14 protein-coding genes and 1 pseudogene are annotated in these 17688 nt (G+C 73.6%); 12 read left to right on the top strand and 3 right to left on the bottom strand.

The window, feature by feature from the left end:
• The first annotated feature begins 2 nt into the window (after nucleotides 1–2).
• From ssd to KUA19_RS17455, 7 genes and pseudogenes are all read left to right on the top strand, one after another.
• On the top strand, nucleotides 3–1049 hold the full coding sequence (gene ssd / locus KUA19_RS17485) for a septum site-determining protein Ssd (RefSeq protein ID WP_217397350.1): 1047 nt from the start codon (nucleotides 3–5) through the stop codon (nucleotides 1047–1049).
• 41 nt (nucleotides 1050–1090) lie between these two features.
• Nucleotides 1091–2095: pseudogene (locus KUA19_RS17480) on the top strand (TadA family conjugal transfer-associated ATPase); the annotation flags it as partial.
• Nucleotides 2096–2766: 671 nt separating this feature from the next.
• A complete protein-coding gene (locus KUA19_RS17475; RefSeq protein ID WP_372451809.1) occupies nucleotides 2767–3399 on the top strand; it encodes a type II secretion system F family protein in 633 nt (210 codons plus the stop codon).
• A 221-nt stretch (nucleotides 3400–3620) separates the two neighbouring features.
• A complete protein-coding gene (locus KUA19_RS17470) occupies nucleotides 3621–3749 on the top strand; it encodes a DUF4244 domain-containing protein (RefSeq protein WP_217397346.1) in 129 nt (42 codons plus the stop codon).
• Nucleotides 3746–4036, top strand: a complete 291-nt coding sequence (locus KUA19_RS45010) for a TadE/TadG family type IV pilus assembly protein (protein ID WP_217397071.1) — start codon at nucleotides 3746–3748, stop codon at nucleotides 4034–4036. Before KUA19_RS17470 ends, KUA19_RS45010 begins: the two co-directional genes overlap by 4 nt.
• On the top strand, nucleotides 4033–4617 hold the full coding sequence (locus KUA19_RS17460; protein ID WP_308167485.1) for an Rv3654c family TadE-like protein: 585 nt from the start codon (nucleotides 4033–4035) through the stop codon (nucleotides 4615–4617). Before KUA19_RS45010 ends, KUA19_RS17460 begins: the two co-directional genes overlap by 4 nt.
• Nucleotides 4614–5555 carry a type IV toxin-antitoxin system AbiEi family antitoxin domain-containing protein gene (locus KUA19_RS17455; RefSeq protein ID WP_217397070.1) on the top strand — a complete coding sequence of 314 codons (942 nt, stop codon included), beginning with the start codon at nucleotides 4614–4616 and terminating at the stop codon, nucleotides 5553–5555. The genes KUA19_RS17460 and KUA19_RS17455 overlap by 4 nt, the downstream gene beginning before the upstream one ends.
• Before the next feature lie 952 nt (nucleotides 5556–6507).
• Here KUA19_RS17455 and KUA19_RS17450 read toward each other — a convergent pair.
• Nucleotides 6508–9096: a DEAD/DEAH box helicase gene (locus KUA19_RS17450; protein WP_372451808.1), complete on the bottom strand. Its 2589-nt coding sequence runs from the start codon at nucleotides 9094–9096 to the stop codon at nucleotides 6508–6510.
• A gap of 34 nt (nucleotides 9097–9130) precedes the next feature.
• On the opposite strand from KUA19_RS17450, the gene KUA19_RS17445 reads away from it, so the two are divergent.
• The 5 genes from KUA19_RS17445 (at nucleotide 9131) to KUA19_RS17425 (ending at nucleotide 13816) form a co-directional block, all read left to right on the top strand.
• Nucleotides 9131–9466, top strand: a complete 336-nt coding sequence (locus KUA19_RS17445; protein WP_217397068.1) for an STAS domain-containing protein — start codon at nucleotides 9131–9133, stop codon at nucleotides 9464–9466.
• A gap of 8 nt (nucleotides 9467–9474) precedes the next feature.
• On the top strand, nucleotides 9475–9885 hold the full coding sequence (locus tag KUA19_RS17440; RefSeq protein ID WP_217397067.1) for an ATP-binding protein: 411 nt from the start codon (nucleotides 9475–9477) through the stop codon (nucleotides 9883–9885).
• Between the two features lie 216 nt (nucleotides 9886–10101).
• Nucleotides 10102–12453, top strand: coding sequence for a sodium-translocating pyrophosphatase (locus tag KUA19_RS17435; protein WP_217397066.1), 2352 nt, complete (start codon nucleotides 10102–10104; stop codon nucleotides 12451–12453).
• Between the two features lie 83 nt (nucleotides 12454–12536).
• On the top strand, nucleotides 12537–13088 hold the full coding sequence (locus tag KUA19_RS17430; RefSeq protein ID WP_254549597.1) for a hypothetical protein: 552 nt from the start codon (nucleotides 12537–12539) through the stop codon (nucleotides 13086–13088).
• Complete coding sequence (locus KUA19_RS17425; RefSeq protein WP_254549596.1) at nucleotides 13079–13816, top strand: hypothetical protein; 738 nt, start codon at nucleotides 13079–13081, stop codon at nucleotides 13814–13816. Before KUA19_RS17430 ends, KUA19_RS17425 begins: the two co-directional genes overlap by 10 nt.
• Here KUA19_RS17425 and KUA19_RS17420 read toward each other — a convergent pair.
• Together KUA19_RS17420 and KUA19_RS17415 are read right to left on the bottom strand one after the other, a co-directional pair.
• Nucleotides 13774–14436, bottom strand: coding sequence for a M15 family metallopeptidase (locus KUA19_RS17420; RefSeq protein ID WP_254549595.1), 663 nt, complete (start codon nucleotides 14434–14436; stop codon nucleotides 13774–13776). The two genes, KUA19_RS17425 and KUA19_RS17420, sit on opposite strands and share 43 nt — an antisense overlap.
• Nucleotides 14437–14612: 176 nt before the next feature.
• Nucleotides 14613–17657 carry an AfsR/SARP family transcriptional regulator gene (locus KUA19_RS17415; protein WP_217397064.1) on the bottom strand — a complete coding sequence of 1015 codons (3045 nt, stop codon included), beginning with the start codon at nucleotides 17655–17657 and terminating at the stop codon, nucleotides 14613–14615.
• Between the last annotated feature and the right edge of the window lie 31 nt (nucleotides 17658–17688).

Genomic DNA, 17688 nt, shown 5'->3' with positions numbered 1-17688 from the left:
TGGTGACCGCCGACCCCGACCTGCTCGACCACGTCCTGCGCATCGCCGCGGCCGCGGGTGTCGAGATCGAGGTCGCGCACGACCCCGGCGCGGCCCGCCTGCGGTATGGCCGCCCGCCACTGATCCTGCTCGGCGGAGACCAGGTCGACGCGTGCGTCCGCGCCCGCCTGCCACGCCGCCCCGGCGTGGTCATCGCCTGCCGCGACGGCCGCGACTCCCGTCCCTGGGACGACGCCCACCTGCTCGGTGCCGAACACGTGGTGCTGCTGCCCGCCGCCGAGCCCTGGTTGCACGAACGGTTCGCGAGCACTCGTGCCGTGGCGCGGGGCGGCCGGGTCCTGGCGGTGCTCGGTGGCCGGGGCGGCGCCGGAGCCAGTGTGCTGGCGGCCGGACTGGCCGTCACCGCCTGCCGGGAACGGCTGCGCACCCTGCTCGTCGACGCCGACCCGCTCGGCGGCGGCGCCGATCTGCTGCTCGGCTGGGAGGAGATGCGCGGGCTGCGCTGGCCGCAACTGGCCCGCGCCAGCGGCCCGGTCGATCCCGCCGCGCTGGTCGAGGCGCTGCCCAGCCGCGGCGACCTGGTGGTGCTGTCCTGCGCCCGGGACGTGCCCGACGAGGAGTCGCCGGTCATGCCCGCGCTGCCCGCCGACGCCATGGCCGCGGCCCTCGACGCCGGACGGCGCGGGCGCGACCTGGTGGTCGTGGACGTGCCGCGCCGGTTGGACGAGGCCGCGGCGGTAGTGCTGCAGGCAGCGGACCGGGCCCTGCTGGTGGTCCCAGCCGAGCTGCGAGCCGCCGCCGCGGCGGCACGGATCGTCGACCTGGTGCTGGCCCAGCGCCGTGAGCTGTCCGTGGTGGTACGCGGTCCGGGGCCGGGCCGCCTCGGCGCCACGGAGATGGCGCAGGCCCTGGGCCTGCCGCTGGCCGGGGTGCTGCGCCCGGAACCACGGCTGGCCGCCGCCCTCGAACGCGGCGAGCCGCCCGCCTCCGCGCCGCGGGGACCACTCGCGCTGCTCTGCGCCCGGCTCATTCGCGAGGTGACGGCGTGAGCGACCTGGCCACCATCCGCAGAACCAGCCCGGGTGCCGAGCGCGACCTCGTCGGCGCTGGGCCGCTCGCTCCGCTGCTGGCCGACCCCGAAGTCACCGACGTGCTGGTCAACGGAGTGCAGGTGTGGACCGACCGGGGCCAGGGTCTGGTCCGGGAGCAGCTGACCATGCCGTCGGCCGATGCCGTACGGCGACTCGCGCAGCGGCTCGCGGCGGCGGCCGGACGCCGCCTCGACGACGGGACCCCGTTCGTCGACGCGCGGCTGGCCGACGGCACCCGGCTGCACGCGGTGCTGCCGCCGGTGGCCACCGGCGGGCCGTACCTGTCGCTGCGTACGTTCCGGCAGCGCACGCTGTCGCTGGCCGAACTGGTGCCGCCACGCCTGGCCGAGCTGCTGCACGCCGTGGTGACCGCCCGACTGACCCTGCTGATCTCCGGCGGGACCGGTTCGGGCAAGACCACGCTGCTCAACGCGCTGCTGGCGCAGGTTCCCGCCCGCGAGCGGATCGTCGTCGTGGAGGACTCCGCCGAGCTGCGGCCGGTGCACCCGCACGCGATCGGGCTGCAGGCGCGTACCGCCAACGTGGAGGGGGTCGGCGGCGTCGGCCTCACCGAACTGGTCCGGCAGGCGCTGCGGATGCGACCGGATCGGCTGGTGGTCGGCGAATGCCGGGGCGCTGAGGTTGTGGACCTGCTGGCCGCGCTGAACACCGGGCACGAGGGCAGCGCGGGCACCCTGCACGCCAACGCCGCCGGGGACGTGCCCGCCCGGCTGGAGGCCCTCGGCCTGCTCGGCGGGCTGCCCCGGGCCGCACTGCACGCCCAGGTCGCGGCGGCGGTGCGAGTGCTGCTGCATCTGCGGCGTACGCCGAGCGGCCGCGTGCTCGAAGCCGTCTGCCTGCTGGCGGCCGACGGCCCGGACCGGCTGGTCACCGCCCACCCCGCCTGGACCGCCGCCGCCGGACCCGGCCCCGCCGCCGGCGGCCTGTGCCGTCTGCTGCGCGAACGCGACGTCACACCGCCGACCTGGCTGGTCGGCCGATGAGATACGTGCCGTCGCGGCGCGCCCGCAGGCTGCTCGGACTCGACCACGACCGGCCGTTCCAGCCGCCCAGGCGGACGCTGACCGCCGCCGCCGTGACAGCGGCCGCGGGCGGAGTGGCGCTGCTGCTCGGGTCGATCGCCGCCGGTGCCATCGTCGCCTGCTACACCGTGCTCGGCCTGCGGATGCGCCGCCGCGCTCGGGCCGACCGGCAGCGGGGCCGCCTGCGCGCCGACGCACTGGACCTGCTGGCGGCAGCCGCGGCCGAGCTGCGTGCCGGCGCCCCGAGCCGGACCCTGCTGCTGCCCGACGAGGAGATCGACCGCCAGGTCCACGCCGCCCGACGGCTGGCCGACGGGACCGGCGCGCCCCTGGCCGACCTGCTGGAACGGCTCGAGGCGCAGTGCCGGGCCGCCGACCGCGCCGACGCGACGGCCACCGCCCAGGCGGCGGGCACGCAGCTCACCGCGATCCTGCTCGCCGGACTGCCGGTCGGCGGGATCGGGCTCGGCTACCTCATCGGGGTCGACCCGCTGGCGATCCTGCTGCACACCCCGCTCGGCGTCGGCTGCGCGCTCGCGGCGGTGCTGCTGCAGACCGCGGGTCTGGCGTGGGCACAGCGGCTCGCAAAGGGTGCGGGCGCCCCCGCACCCGGTCGGGCCGCCCGGCGCAGGCTGCGACGCCTGCGGCTGCGGCGGCGGCAGCAGCCCGCGTCGACCCGTACCCGGTGGCTGCTGGCGCTCGCCGCCGGGGCCGGGACCTGCCTGATCATTGCGCGGCCCGCCGGGCTGGGCGTGGGGGCGCTCGCCGCCACCGGCACCTGGCTGCTGCTGGGTCGGCAGGAGCCGACCGCGGTCCGGCTCGAACGTGAGCAGGCGGTCGGTGAGCTGCCCTGGGCCGCCGACCTGGTCGCGGCGGCGCTGCGCGCGGGCGTACCGCTCGACGCGGCAGTGCTCGCCGTCGCGGCGGCGCTGCCCGGACCGCTGGCCACCCGGCTGCGCCGGATCGGTCGCAGCCTTCGGCTGGGCGCCACCCCCGTCGAGGCGTGGCAGCACCTGTCCGACCTGCCGATGGCCGCACGCCTCACCGCCGCGGTCGAGCGCAGCTCCGCCAGCGGTACGGCGCTGGCCGGAGCGCTGCACCGGTGCGCCGACGACCTGCGCGCCGACGCGGGGTTCCGGCGGCAGGCCACCGCACAGCGCAACGCCGTGCTCGTCGTGCTTCCGCTCGGGCTGTGCTTCCTGCCCGCCTTCGTGCTCGCCGGCCTGGTGCCGGTGGTCCTCGCCGTCCTCGGCGAGGTGCTTTGAGAACCGTTACCGAAAGGAGTTCGCCCATGCGGCGACGACCGTCCATCACCGAGACCCCGACCGAACCCGACCTGCTGCCGCCCGTCGCACCCGAGCTCGACGAGGCCGACCCGGCCGAGCTCGCCGACCCGACCGACTACCTCTACCAGCCGGTCGACCCGGGTCAGCCGACCCGGCGCGGCACCGCGCCGCGCCGCCGGGTCACCACGCCCGACGCGGGCATGAACACCGCCGAGTACGCCGTCGGCACGCTCGCGGCGGTCGCTTTCGCGGGCATCCTGCTCAAGGTGCTGACCAGCGAAAGCGTGCAGGCGGCGCTGGCCGGCGTGGTCCAGCGGGCGCTCGGGTGATCCGACGAGACCGGGGTAGCGCGACCGCCGAACTGGCGGTGGCGCTACCCGCCGTCGTCCTGCTGCTCGTCGCCGGGCTGGGCGCGGTCGCGGCGGTCACCACCAAACTGGGCTGCACGGCCGCGGCCCGCGACGCCGCGCTCGCGGCAGCCAGGGGCGACACCGTGCCGAGCGGAGTCGGCGTCGAGTCCACCCGCGACACGGTCACCGCGACGGTCCATCGGTCGATCAAAGTCACGGTGCTCACCTGCTCGGCCACGGCGGCCCGGGAACCGGGGGCGCCGTGAGCACGCTGACCGCGCTCGCGGTCGGGCTGGTGTTCGTGCTGGCCGGGACGTCACTCGCGGCGACCGGCGCGCGGCTCGTCGCCCGGGAGCAGGCGCATACCGCGGCTGACCTGGGCGCACTGGCCGGTGCGGCGCGCGCGGCCGAGGGCGCCGACGCGGCCTGTTCCCGGGCGGCGCAACTGGTGGCCGCCAACGGCGGCACGGTGACCAGCTGTGAGCTGGACGGGCTCGACCTGACGGTCGAGGTGCAAGTGGTGACCGCCGCGGGTGGCGCCAGCGCCACCGCTGTGGCCGGCCCGGTCCGCGTCACCGATCCGTCCTCGGTCGACCGCCCGCACCCGGCGGACCGGCCGGCGGAATCGGCGATGTCGGAAGCGGCGGAACCGGCGCCGCCGGAGACAGACACGGCGACAGGCACGGCGACAGGCACGGCGACAGGCACGGCGGCGGCCGCGGCGGGCGGCCGCGACGCGGGTGCGCGGCGGCCCGCGGACGCCGGTCCTCGGGCGATGGCGGGTGCCGCAGGCTCCGCCGCGATCGCGGACTTCCGTCACCAACCGACGAGGGAGCCGGTGCCGTGACCCGAAGCGGCGATCACCAGCGACTGGACCGGATCTCGGCGGAGCAGTCGGGACTGTTCACCCGGAGGCAGGTTCGAGACTGCGGGTTCTCCGACGAGCAGATTCGGCGACGGGTGCGGATCGGCGACTGGCAGGTGGTGCTGGGGAAAGTCCTGGTCCGAGGCGGGCGGGTGGTGACCGCCCGGCTGCTGGACCGGGCAGCCCAACTCGCGGTGCCCGGCGCGGTGCTGTGCGGCCCGTCGGCGGCACGGCGGTACGGGCTCGACCCGCTGGACGGCCGGACCTGGCTCACGGTGGCCGCAGACCGCCGAGTCCGGCTGGACGGCGTGGAGGTGCGCCGAGCCGCCCTGCGGGACGACGAGGTGACCATGGTCGACGGGCTCCTGCTGACCCGTCCCGCCGGGACCGTCGTCGACTGCGTACGCCTGCTGCCACCCGACGCGGCCGACGTGCTCCTCGACCGGGCGATCCAGCAACGGCTGATCACGTTCGACGAGTTCGTGAGCAGGGTCGGGGGCGAGGTGGGGCGTCCCGGGGTGCGAGCCCTGGTCGGCGCGGTACGGCGGCACGCCCTCGGTGCCCGGTCCACGGCCGAGCGGCTGCTGGTCGGCGAACTGCGGCGACGCCGGGTCAGGGGTTGGCGGGCCAACCTGTCGGTCTTCGATGCCGACGGCCTCATCGGGGAGGTCGACCTCGGGTTCGAGGAGGTGAAACTGGCGGTGGAAGTCGACGGCCGGGCGTGGCACAGCTCGGGCGACCGCTTCCAACACGACCGTACGCGGCAGAACCGGCTGGTTCGGGCCGGTTGGACGGTACTGCGCTTCACCTGGCACGACCTGCGGGACATGGACCGGGTGACCGAAATGATCACTGACATGGTCCACCGGCTACGGCGCGACCAGCCGGGCTCGCGGCGCGCGCCGCGAGCTTACGACTGAACCGCCCGGTTCCGGGCCGAACTCACCCCTCGGCCCGGAATCCCGACCCGGGATCTCGGCTCATGCTCCCGGTCCGGGCTCCGGGCTCGGGGTCTCGGTCCGGGCTCCGGGCTCGGGGTCTCGGTCCAGGCTCCGGGCTCGGGGTCTCGGCCCGGGCTCCCGGCCCGGGGTCTCGGCCCAGAAACCACCACCCGGGAACTCGGCCGGACCCCGGCTCGAGGTCTCGGCCGGACCCCGGCTCGAGGTCTCGGCCGGACCCCGGCTCGAGGTCTCGGCCGGACCCCGGCTCGAGGTCTCGGCCGGACCCCGGCTCGAGGTCTCGGCCGGAGCCCTGGCTCCAGGTCTCGGCCCGGAGCCCTGGCTCGGAACATCGACGCTGACCCTCGTTACGGACGCCGGACCGAGTTCTGGCCGGACCTGTGCCTCGCGGCTTGGCACCGCAACGAGAGGTCGTGGAGCTCGCACTTACGCCGACCTCGGCCTTGGCGCTGGGTTGATCGCTGTCAGCGGTCAGAACAGCAAGGTCTGGGCCATGTTTTGACCGCTGGCAGCGATCATCGGGGCACAGGCGCCCGAAGATCGCGTTCTCCGGTCAGTTTCCGGGAGTTGCCCTCGGCCGAATCCGAGATTCCGACCGCCAACGGCGATCATGCCGAGGGCGAACGCTGCAAGATCGCTGTCAGCGGTCACTCTCCGGGCGATTGGGCGACATCGATGTATTCGTCATGGCGGCGCGCGGCGGTCGCCTACAGCGTGGAGTGATCGCTTTACAGCTTGGAGCCATCGTGCACGCACGGAGCGATCGTGAACCGCACGGAGCGATCGCGACTGTTAGGAGCGATCCAGGCAGCAGCGAGCGTGACGGCGATCGAGACTGCGGGGCCCTCCTCCACCCCGTGGTCCTGCTGGGCCTGCTGATCGTGCCCGCGCTGGCCTGCTTCGCCACCGGCGGTTATCCGGCTGTTGGCGCTGGCGCTGTCTCTGGCCCTGTCTCTGGCGCTGGTGTTCCCGGAGGGTCGGCTGGTGGGAGGTTGGTGAGGATGGTGTCGAGGATTCGGACGGCGCCCGCCTTGTGCAGGGGGTTGTTGCCGTTGCCGCACTTCGGGGACTGGATGCAGCTCGGGCAGCCGCGCTCGCACGAGCAGTCGGCCACGGCGGTACGCGTGGCGCCCAGCCAGTGCGCGACCATCCCGTACGCCCGCTCGGCGAATCCGGCCCCGCCGGGGTGACCGTCGTACACGAAGATCGTTGGCGCGTCGGTGTCGGCGTGCCGGGCGGTGGACAGGCCGCCGATGTCCCATCGGTCGCAGCTGGCCACCAGCGGCAGCAGCCCGATCGCGGCGTGTTCGGCGGCGTGCAGCGCCCCGGGCAGGTCCTCGACCCCGGGGACGGCGGTCTCGGCGATGGTGGCCCAGACCGCGACGGTGCGCAGCGTACGGGTGGGCAACTCCAGCGGCCAGGTGCCCAGCACCTCTCCGCTGTCCATCCGCCGCCGCTGGAATGACACGACCTGGCTGGTCACCTCGACCTCGCCGAGGAACAGCCCGACCGGCCCGCAGTCGAGGTACGACCGCACCTCCAGCACGGTCAGCGCGATGGTGTCGCGGGCGTGCGTGGAGAACGGCGGGTTCTCCGCCTCGACGAGGGCGACCCCGTCGGCGAGGTCGAGCGCCTGCACCACGTAGGTGCGGCCCTGGTGGGTGTAGACGGCGCCGGGGTGCAGGTGGTGGTGAGCGGCGCCGGAGTCGGCGGTGCCGATGAGGCGGCCGGTCGAGGCCTCGATGACCGCGACGGGCGGGCCGCCGGTGCCGCGCAGGTCGATGTCGGGGCGCTGCGGGTGGGTCCAGTACCAGCCGGTGGGGCGGCGGCGCAGGGCCCCGGTGGCGACGAGGTCGTTCAGTAGGGCCTCGTCGGCGCCGAACAGGGGGAGGTCGGCCTCGGTCAGGGGGCGCTCGGCGGCGGCGGTGCACAGGTGCGGCGCGAGCACGTACGGGTTGGCGGGGTCGAAGACGGTCGCCTCGACCGGGGTGCCGAACAGCGCATGCGGATGGTGGATCAGGTAGGTGTCCAGCGGATCGTCGCGGGCGACGAGCACGCACAGCGCGTCGCGCCCGTTGCGTCCGGCCCGCCCGGCCCGCTGCCACATCGCGGCCCGGGTGCCGGGGTATCCGGCGAGCAGCACCGCGTCCAGCCCGGTGACGTCGATGCCGAGTTCGAGGGCGTTGGTGGTGGCCACGCCGGTGAGCCTGCCGTCGGCCAGCGACCGTTCCAGGGCGCGCCGCTCCTCGGCCAGGTAACCGGCCCGGTAGGCGGCGACCTGGCGGCCCAGCCCCGGCTGCGCCTCCTCGAGGGCGACCTTGGCCTGCGCGGCGACTACTTCGGCGCCACGGCGGGAGGGGACGAAGGCCAGCGTGCGTACCCCCTGGACGACCGCGTCGGCGAGCAGGTCGGACGTCTCGCGCAGGGCGGAGCGGCGTACCGGCGTCGCGTCGCCGTCGGCGGCGACACCGGGCAGCTCCGGTGGCTCCCAGAGCGCGAACGTGGTCGATCCGCGTGGCGCGGCGTCCTCGGTGACCGCCACGACCGGCCGCCCGATGAGCCTGCTCGCGCTGCCTACCGGATCGCCCGAGGTGGCCGAGGCGAGCAGGAAGACCGGCCCGCCGCCGTTCCGCTTCGCGGCTGAGTTCCCAGCGGCTGAGTCCCCAGCGGCGGAGTCGCCAACCGCGGGCCCTCCGACCGCAGAGTTCGGGGCGGGGTTAAGAAGGGGCCCTTCACCTACGGAAAGCGATAAGAAGGGGCCCTTCCTTTCCTCGGGGCGAGGGGTGGCGGGGGCGGGGGTGGTGGGGGTGGTGAGGCGGCGGAGGCGGCGCAGGACGTGGGCGACGTGGGCGCCGAAGACGCCGCGGTAGCTGTGGCTCTCGTCGACGATGACGTAGCGCAGGTTGCGCAGCACACCGGACCAGCGGGTGTGCTGCGGCAGGATGCTGTGGTGCAGCAGGTCGGGGTTGGTGAGGATGATGTTGGCGTGCTGCCGGATCCAGTCGCGTTCCTCGCGGGGGGTGTCGCCGTCGCAGACGGCCGCGCGCACGCCGGACAGGCCGAGCGCGGCCAGGGTCCGGAACTGGTCGGCGGCCAGCGCCTTGGTCGGGGCGAGGTAGAGCACCCGGGCGCGCGGGTCGGTGAGCACCGCCGACAGGGCCGGGAGCTGGTAGGCCAGGGACTTGCCGGAGCCGGTGCCGGTCGAGATGACGACATCGGCGCCGCGGTGCGCGAGCTCGGCGGCTTCGGCCTGGTGCTGCCAGGGTGCGCTGATCCCGGCTCGGCCCAGGGCCTCGACCAGTGGCGCGGGCACCCAGTCCGGCCAGGTCGCGCGCTGTCCGGCGCGGGCGGGCAGCCGTTCGACGTGCGTGATCTGGTCTCGGTTGAGCCAGTCCGGCAGCAGGTCCACCCCAGCACTCTGCCACCGCACCGCCCGGCGCGGCCAGCCCGACGTACGCGTAGCCGCCGGGCGTGGGCGATGGTTAGATGCACTGAGACACAGTCAGGCCGGGGTCCGGCGTCGTGAGGAGGTGCCGATGGAGCTGTCGCTGGCGACCCGTGTGGTCGCCGCGCACACGGTGCTCGAGGTCGGCGGCGAGGTTGACGTCTACACGGCGCCCAAGCTGCGCGAGCGGATCACGGAGCTGCTGGACAGCGGCGTGACCGCGGTCGTGGTCGACCTCGGCCGGGTCGAGTTCATGGACTCGACCGGTCTGGGTGTGCTGGTCGGTGGGCTGCGCCGGGCGCGTACCGCGGGGGCGACGTTCGGCGTCGTGTGCGCCCGCGAGTCGCTGCTGAAGATCTTCCGTATCACCGCGCTGGACCAGGTGCTGCCGCTGTTCCCGTCGGTCGACGCGGCCACGGCGGGCTGAGCCGGACGATGGCGACGGTACGCCTCGAATTCACCCCCGAACCCGCGCACGTGCGTACGGCGCGGTTGGTCGGCGTGGCCGTGGCCCGGCGGGCCGGGGTTCCGGACGACCAGCTCGACGAGGTGCGGCTGGCGATCGGTGAGGCGTGCGCGCGGGCGGTGGCCCGGCACCAGCGGGTGGGGATGCGCAACCCGGTGTCGGTGGCGTTCACCGACGGCGACCGGTTCGTCGTGCAGGTGTGGGACCACGCGAGCGACGACGCGCCGATCGAGGACGAGGAGCAGATCACCTTCGACGTCAGCGCGAGCCTGCTGCAGGGGATTGTGAAAGATCTGCAGGTCCGCCCGTTGGAGTCCGGACCGGGTTCCGAGGTGCAGATGGAGTGGCCCGTTCGGCGCGCCTCGCGCTTGGGGCGTTGAAACCACGCTCGGCGGGCATAGAGTCGCTGAGCGTACCGCACAAACCCCCGTGGGCGCAGCAAGAAAGATCACCGCGACACGGAAGGTCCTGGGTGTGACCCGGACCACGTGCCCGGTTTACAGTTCACGGGTTGTTTCTGCGTCGTAACCGCCGCCATGGATGCGTCGGGCCTCGATCGCGCGTTCTAGTTGATCATGATCCTCGGGAGGACAAAGATGTCCGGGACCACACCTGTCGCCAGTGGCGACGGGCTGTCCCTTACCGGCACGAACGTGTCGTACGTAGTTGTCGCGGCAGTGATCGCGTTGGTGGCGTTGGGTTTCGCCGCCGCGTTGGTCAAGTCGGTGCTGGCAACCGGTAAGGGCACCAACAAGATGCAGGAGATCGCCGCCGCCGTCCAGGAGGGCGCGTCGGCATACCTGTTCCGCCAGTTCAAGACGCTCGGCATTTTCGTCGTGCTCGCGGTCATCCTGCTCTTCCTGCTGCCGGTCCACGGCAGCGGCGACAATGACACCGCCCTGAAGATCGGCCGCTCGGCCTTCTTCGTGGTGGGCGCGCTGTTCAGCGCCTTCATCGGCGGTGCCGGTATGGCTCTGGCGACCCGGGCGAACCTGCGCGTCGCCGCCGCCGCCCGCGAGGCGGAGGGTGGCCGCGAGACGGCCATGGCGATCGCGTTCCGCACCGGTGGCGTGGTCGGCTTCCTCACCGTCGGCCTCGGCCTGTTCGGCGCCGCCCTGGTGGTGCTGCTCTACAAGACCGACGCGGCGACCGTGCTGGAGGGCTTCGGCTTCGGTGCCGCGCTGCTCGCGATGTTCATGCGGGTCGGCGGCGGCATCTTCACCAAGGCCGCCGACGTCGGCGCGGACCTGGTCGGCAAGGTCGAGCAGAACATTCCCGAGGACGACCCGCGCAACGCGGCGACCATCGCCGACAACGTCGGCGACAACGTCGGCGACTGCGCCGGTATGGCGGCCGACCTGTTCGAGTCGTACGCGGTGACCCTGGTCGCGGCCCTGATCCTGGGCAAGGCGGCGTTCGGCGTGGACGGCCTGGTCTTCCCGCTGATCGTCTCCACCATCGGCGTGCTGATCGCGATCGTCGGCGTGTTCCTGACCCGCCTGCGCAAGTCCGACAAGAACGGCCTGCAGGCGATCAACCGCGCCTTCTACATCTCGGCCGCACTGTCGGCGGTCGTGGTCGCGGGCGCCTCGCTGTGGTACCTGCCGAAGACGTTCGCCGAGCTGGGCAAGCCGGAGTTCTCCGGAAACCCGCAGATCGTCGCCATCGGCGCGGTCATCATCGGTATCGTGCTGGCCGCCGCCATCCAGGCGCTGACCGGTTACTTCACCGAGACCGACCGCCGCCCGGTGCAGGACATCGGCAAGACCTCCGAGACCGGTGCGGCCACCGTGGTGCTCGCCGGCATCAGCGTCGGCCTGGAGTCGGCGGTCTACTCGGCGCTGCTCATCGGCGGCGGCGTCTACGGCGCCTACCTGCTGGGCGGGGGCGACCTGGTGGTCTCGCTGTTCGCGATCGCGCTCGCGGGCTGCGGCCTGCTGACCACCGTCGGCGTCATCGTCGCGATGGACACCTTCGGTCCGATCTCGGACAACGCGCAGGGCATCGCCGAGATGTCCGGCGACATCGACGAGAAGGGTGCGCGCACGCTCACCGAGCTCGACGCGGTCGGCAACACCACCAAGGCGATCACCAAGGGCATCGCGATCGCGACGGCCGTGCTGGCCGCGACCGCGCTGTTCGGGTCGTACACGGACACGCTTGGTGTGTCGCTGACCGAGGCGGGTAAGACCGCCGGTGACGTCATCGACGAGATGCTGAACGTGGCCAACCCGGCCAACCTGGTCGGCCTGCTCATCGGCGTCTCGGTCGTGTTCCTGTTCTCGGGTCTGGCCATCAACGCGGTGTCGCGTTCGGCCGGTGCCGTGGTGCACGAGGTGCGCCGCCAGTTCCGCGAGCTGCCGGGCATCATGGACGGCACCCAGCGGCCCGAGTACGGCAAGGTCGTCGACATCTGCACCCGGGACGCGCAGCGCGAGCTGATCACCCCCGGTCTGCTGGCGGTCCTCGCCCCGATCGCGGTCGGCTTCGGTCTCGGCGCGGGTGCGCTGGCGTCGTACCTGGCCGGTGCCATCGGCGCGGGCACGCTGATGGCGGTGTTCCTGGCCAACTCCGGTGGCGCCTGGGACAACGCGAAGAAGATGGTCGAGGACGGCGCGCACGGCGGCAAGGGTTCGCCCGCGCACGCCGCGACCGTCATCGGTGACACCGTCGGTGACCCGTTCAAGGACACCGCCGGCCCGGCCATCAACCCGCTGATCAAGGTGATGAACCTGGTGTCGCTGCTGATCGCCCCCGCCGTGGTGGCGCTGTGGTACGGCGACAGCGCGAGCGCCGGTGCCCGCACCGCGATCGCGCTGGTCTGCGCGGGAATCATCGTGGTCGCGGTGTTCATCAACAAGCGCAAGCCGATCGCGGTGGGCGCCGGCGACGACGAGGGAAAAGCTGATGCTGCGTCCCCGTCGCAGCGCGAGAAGGTCAACGCCTGAGCGCCAGCGGGGCCTGATCTGAGAGATCAATGAAAATCGTGGGGGCTGCCGAGAGGCGGCCCCCACGGCATAGGGTGCGGAGTATGCGTTCGAAATCCGGTGCCGTGCCGGCGCTGCCGCTGGCCGTGCTGGTCGGGCTGGTGGGGCTGGTCGGGCTCGGTGGCTGCGTCGCGTCCGGACCCCCGCCCCGGGTGTGGGCGGCCTCGGTCTGCTCGGCCCTCACGCCGTGGCGCGATGAGATCTCCACCCTCACCACCCGGGCACAGCAGCAGACCCCCGCCTCGACCACGCCCGAGCAGGCCAAGGAGAACCTGGTCCGGATGCTGCAGGGGGCCCGTGACGCCAGCGAGCGCGCCCGTGGCAAGGTCGTCGCCGCCGGGGTGCCCGAGGTGGACGGCGGCCCGGCGATCGCCGACGGGGTGGCCGGTTCCCTGACCAAGGTGCGCGACGCGTACGGCAAGGCCGGCGACGCGGTCCGTGACCTGTCCACCGAGGACCCGACCGCCTTCTACGACCACGTCTCGGGCGTGATGGTCACCCTGCAGCAGGAGTACTCCGCCAGCGCGCTGGACACGAGCTCGCTGCACTCCGCCGAGCTGCAGCAGGCGTTCGCAGAGGTACCGGAGTGTCTCTGAACCGGCAGTTGGCGATGTTCTCCGCCGAGTCGGCACGGCCCTCGCCGTACGACCTGTCGGGGCTGCTCATCGGGCCCGGTCAGGTGACCCGGATGGGCGGCACGGCGCGGGTGTCGGTGGTGGTGGACGCGGCCTGGCGGGTGCACGCGCTGGCCGCCGAGTTCACCGCGCGCGGCCTGGAGACGAGCTGGGAAGAGGCGGCGATCGAGGGCCACTTCGGGGTGCGTACGTCCTACACGGGGATCCTGGCACCGCTGGGCGAGGCCTGGCTGCGTGGCTCCGGCAAGCGCCCACCGGCGGGGTTCGCCCTGGACGGTGCCCGGCTGCGGCTGTGGTTCGCGGCGGCGGGCTCGGTCGAACCCGAGGGCGACGGCGCGACGCTGCGGTTGGGCGCCAGCGACGAGCACTGCGGGGCCGTGGCGCTGCGCGCGTTCACCGCGCTGGCCAGCGCCGCCGAGCTGGCGAAGGGCCCGGCGCTGCGGATCAACGGAAGGCGGCGGGTGGCCCGGCTGCGGGAACTGATCGGCGAGCGCCCCCACGTGGCGCCGCCGGGCACCTGGCCCGGCGACGCCACGTTCGCCGCGGACTCCGACGAGACGCCGGCGCGGCGACCCACTCCGGCTCCGAAGTCGCCCCCCGCGACTGTGCTCGAAGCCCCGAGTGCCGAGGAATGGCTGCTGTTGGATCAGCGCCCGGCGGGCACCGGAACCGACTCGACCGGGCCGTAGCGGGCCGAGGCCGCGCCGGTGACGTGTGCCCAGTAGCGGTCGCCGTAGGACCAGTGCCACCACTCGGTCGGGTAGTTGACCATGCCCACCGAGGTCAGCGCGTCGCCGAGGATCCGGCGGTGCCGGGCGGCCTCGGCCGAGACGTTCGCCGAGTCGGTGTGGCAGGCCTCGCTGTCGGTGTCGTTGACCTGGGTCCCCATCCAGATCTCGGTCCCGTCGGCGGTGCACAGGGTGAGGTCGACCGCGGCACCGGCCACGTGCGGGGCGACCTCCGGCGGCGATATGTAGCGGCTCGCCCGTCGGTGGTACCAGTCATCGTCGCGGCCGGGCTGGATCGTGCGCAGCCGCTCCTTGTGCGCGTCGAAGTACTGTCGCTGCAGGCACATCGGCCGGTAGCACTCGACGATGAGCAGCCGCAGCCCCGAGGGCAGCAGGGTCTGGGCGGTGACCAGCCGGTCCACGACGCTCAGGCGGACGTGCGCGTACGCGCCGTCCGGGTCGGCCAGGCGGTCGTCGAGCCGCAGTACCCCCACGGTCCGCAGGTCGATCAACGCCTCCTGGCAGTCGGTCACCGGGGTCTCCACGACCGCGGCATCCGACAGCAGCACCATCTCCGCCATGTCACTTCCCCCTTCCCCCCGTGCGCAGGCGTATGTGTGCCGGATACGGGTGGCTGGCCCCGTGCCCAGCCACCCGTATCTCCGACGGGTGTCATCTTTCCGGCAGGCGCTCTAACTTTTCTGTAATTGACCAGGTCGGATGGCCTGCGAAGCGGTGCGGGGCGCGATTGCGACGGTCAGTGGTCGGCTGCGGACTCCACGTACTCGCGGGCGCCGTGGTCGTGGAACACCTTGCGGGCGCGCTCGAGCATCTCGGCGGCCGCGTCGGGCTCGCCCCGGGCGGTCAGCAGCGCCGCCCGGTCCCGGTCGAGCCGCGCCCGCCACACCGGCACGTCCATGGTCTGCCAGATGCCCAGCGCCGCGTCCAGGCAGGCCTCGGCCAGGTCCAGCCGGCCGCACGCCAGATGCAACTGTCCGAGTACGCGCAGCGTGGCCGCCTGCCCCCAGCGGTCGCCCATGGTGTGGCTGACCGACAGCGCCCACTCCAGCCGGGGCAGCGCCTCGTCGGGGAAGCCCTGCCGTAGCCGGGTCTTGGCCAGCGCGCGCACCGCGTACGCCTCCATCAGTTCGTCGCGCTGCTCCCGGAAGATCTCGACCGACTGTTCGCACAGCTCCCGCGCCCGGTCCCACTCGTCCCGGGCCCGGTGGTAGAGCCCCAGCGTGCGCAGCGTGTGACCTTCCCCCAGCCGACTGCCCACCCGCCGGTACGCCGCCAGCGACTCGAACAGGTCGTCCCACGCGCCGGGGTAGTCGCCGAGCTCCAGCCGGATCGACCCGGCCAGCCGCCGCGCGTACCCGATGCCGGTGTCGTCGCCCGCCTCGTGCAGCAACGCCACCGCCTGGTCCAGGAAGTGGATGCCCTCGGCCAGGCGGCCCGGTTCGCGGCAGGCGATGCCCAGCCCGGCCAGCGCCGCGGCCTGCCCAGGCTGGTCGTCCAAGTCGCGGAACAGGCTCAGCGAGGCCCGGAAGTGGCGCCGGGCGTCGGCGTAGTGGTCCTGGTCGTAGCGCAGCTGGCCCAGCTCGGTGAGGATCACCGCCTCGTCGTGCGGCTGGCCGGCCTTGCGGGCCGCGCTCAGGGCGGCCTCGACCACGCGGCTGCGCGCCTCGAACCGGTTGGTGCCCATGAACGCCGACGCGTTGCGGGCCGAGGCGAACTCGCAGACCAGGTCGTACATGCCCAGCGCGCCCGCGCGTTCGACCCCGGCGGCCAGCGCCGACTGCTCGGCCTCGAACCAGTCCCACGGGTCGGCGATGACCAGCGCGGTCACCTCGTCGTCGACCGGGAAGAAGTTCGAGGGGGCGCGGCGCCAGCGCATCTCCGCCGGGGGCGACTCGGCCGCGGCCCGGTTGATCAGCGCCAGCCAGCCGTGCAGCGCCCGCGCCACCGCGTCGGTCAGCTCCGACGTGGGTTCCTCGATCACCGCGCACTCGCGGGCGTAGAGCCGGATCAGATCGTGCAGCCGGTAGCGCATGCCGCCCATCCGGTCCACCCCGACGAACTCCACCAGGTGCTCGTCGACCAGCCGCTCCACCAGTTCCTCGGCGTCGGTCAGCGACGACTCGGCCAGCCAGGACACCACCCAGGGCGAGAAGTCGGGCACCCCGAAGTAGCCCAGGCGCCGCAGCACCGAACGCGCGTCAGCCTCCAGCGTGCGGTAGCTGACCTCGATGGTGCTGCGTACGCCGACGTCGCCGACGGACAGGTGGTTGAGCCGCCGGCTCTCGTCGGCGAGCTTGTCGGCCAGCAGCCGCAGCGGCAGCGCCCGGCGTCCCGCGAGCCGGGCACTGACGATGCGCAGCGCCAGCGGCAGCCCGTCGCAGTACTCGATGATCCGGGCCGCGGCGCCGAGGTCGGCGTCGATGCGTTCCGTCCCGGCCAGCCGTCGCAGCAGCTGCAGGGCCTCACCCGGGTCGAGCATCGGCAGCTCGGTCAGCACCGCCCCGGCCAGGCCGGGCAGCCGGTCCCGGCTGGTCACCAGGACGGCGCTGCCGGTGACTCCGGGCAGCAGCGGACGCACCTGTGCCTCGGATCCGGCATCGTCGAGCACGATCAGCATCCGGCGCTGCGCGAGCAGGCTGCGGTACAGATCGGAACGCTCGCCCGCGCCGTCGGGCAGCTGTGACTGGTCGACACCGAGCGCGCGCAGGAACCGGGCCAGCACCTCGGTCGGCTCGGCCGGAGCGTCGGACATGCCGTGTAGCTCGGCGTAGAGCTGCCCGTCCGGAAAGTCGGCGGCGAGCTGGTGGGCCACCCGCGCGGCCAGGGTCGACTTGCCGGTGCCGCCGGGACCGGCGATCACCTGTACGGCGGGCAGCACCTCCTCGCCCGGCCGCAACGCCGTGACCAGCTGATCCACATGTTCGGCCCGGCCGGTGAAGTCGGCGGGCACCGGCGGCAGCTGCGCCGGCACCGGATGCACCGCACCCGAGGCGGCCTGCTCCGGCGAGCTCGACGTGGCCGCCAGCAGTTCGGTCTCGCCGCGCAGGATGGCGTGGTGCAGCGCGGTCAGCTCCGGGCCAGGCTCGACGCCCAGCTCGTCGATGAGCACCTCGCGGGCGTCGCGGAAGCAGGCCAGCGCGTCGGCCTGGCGGCCCAGCCGGTAGTAGACCGTCATCAGCTGGCAGCGCAGCCGCTCGTTGGTCGGGTTACGGCCGACCAGCACGGTCAGCTCGCCCACCAGCTCGTTCCACTGGCCCTGCGCGATCTCGGCGGCGATGCGTTCCTCGGCGGCCGCGACCCGCATCTCGTCCAGGCGCGCGGCGTCGGTGGCCAGGCCCGTCTCGGCCAGCCCGGCCAGCGCGGAACCCGCCCACAGCGACTCGGCCCGGCGCAGCAGGTTGGCGGCGTGCGGGTGGTCGCCGTTGGCGGCGGCGGTCCGGGCCTGGGCGACCAGGTCGGCGAACAGGTCGCGGTCCAGCGAGTCCGCCGGGATGCGCACCGTGTACCCCGGCGCGGTGGTCGCGATGACGTCCTCGATGCCACGGGCCGCGAAGGCCCGGCGGAGGCTGGAGACGTACGTCTGGATCAGGGCGCGGGCGCTGTCGGGCGGGTCGACACCCCACAGGATGTCCACCAGGCGCTCGGTCGGTACGACCCGGCCGTGCTCGAGCAGTAGCGCGGCGAACAGCGCTTTGGGCTTGGTCCCGCCCAGCGGCACAGACTCCCCGGCGACTGTGGCGCCGACGGGTCCGAGCAGCCGGAACTCCACTTCGCACCTCACCGTCACACCTCAGCGGCGCCCAGTGTAGCGG

This window comes from Catellatospora tritici (genome assembly GCF_019083965.1).
GTDB classification, from domain to species: domain Bacteria; phylum Actinomycetota; class Actinomycetes; order Mycobacteriales; family Micromonosporaceae; genus Catellatospora; species Catellatospora tritici.
This window is presented reverse-complemented; position numbering and strand designations above follow the sequence as displayed.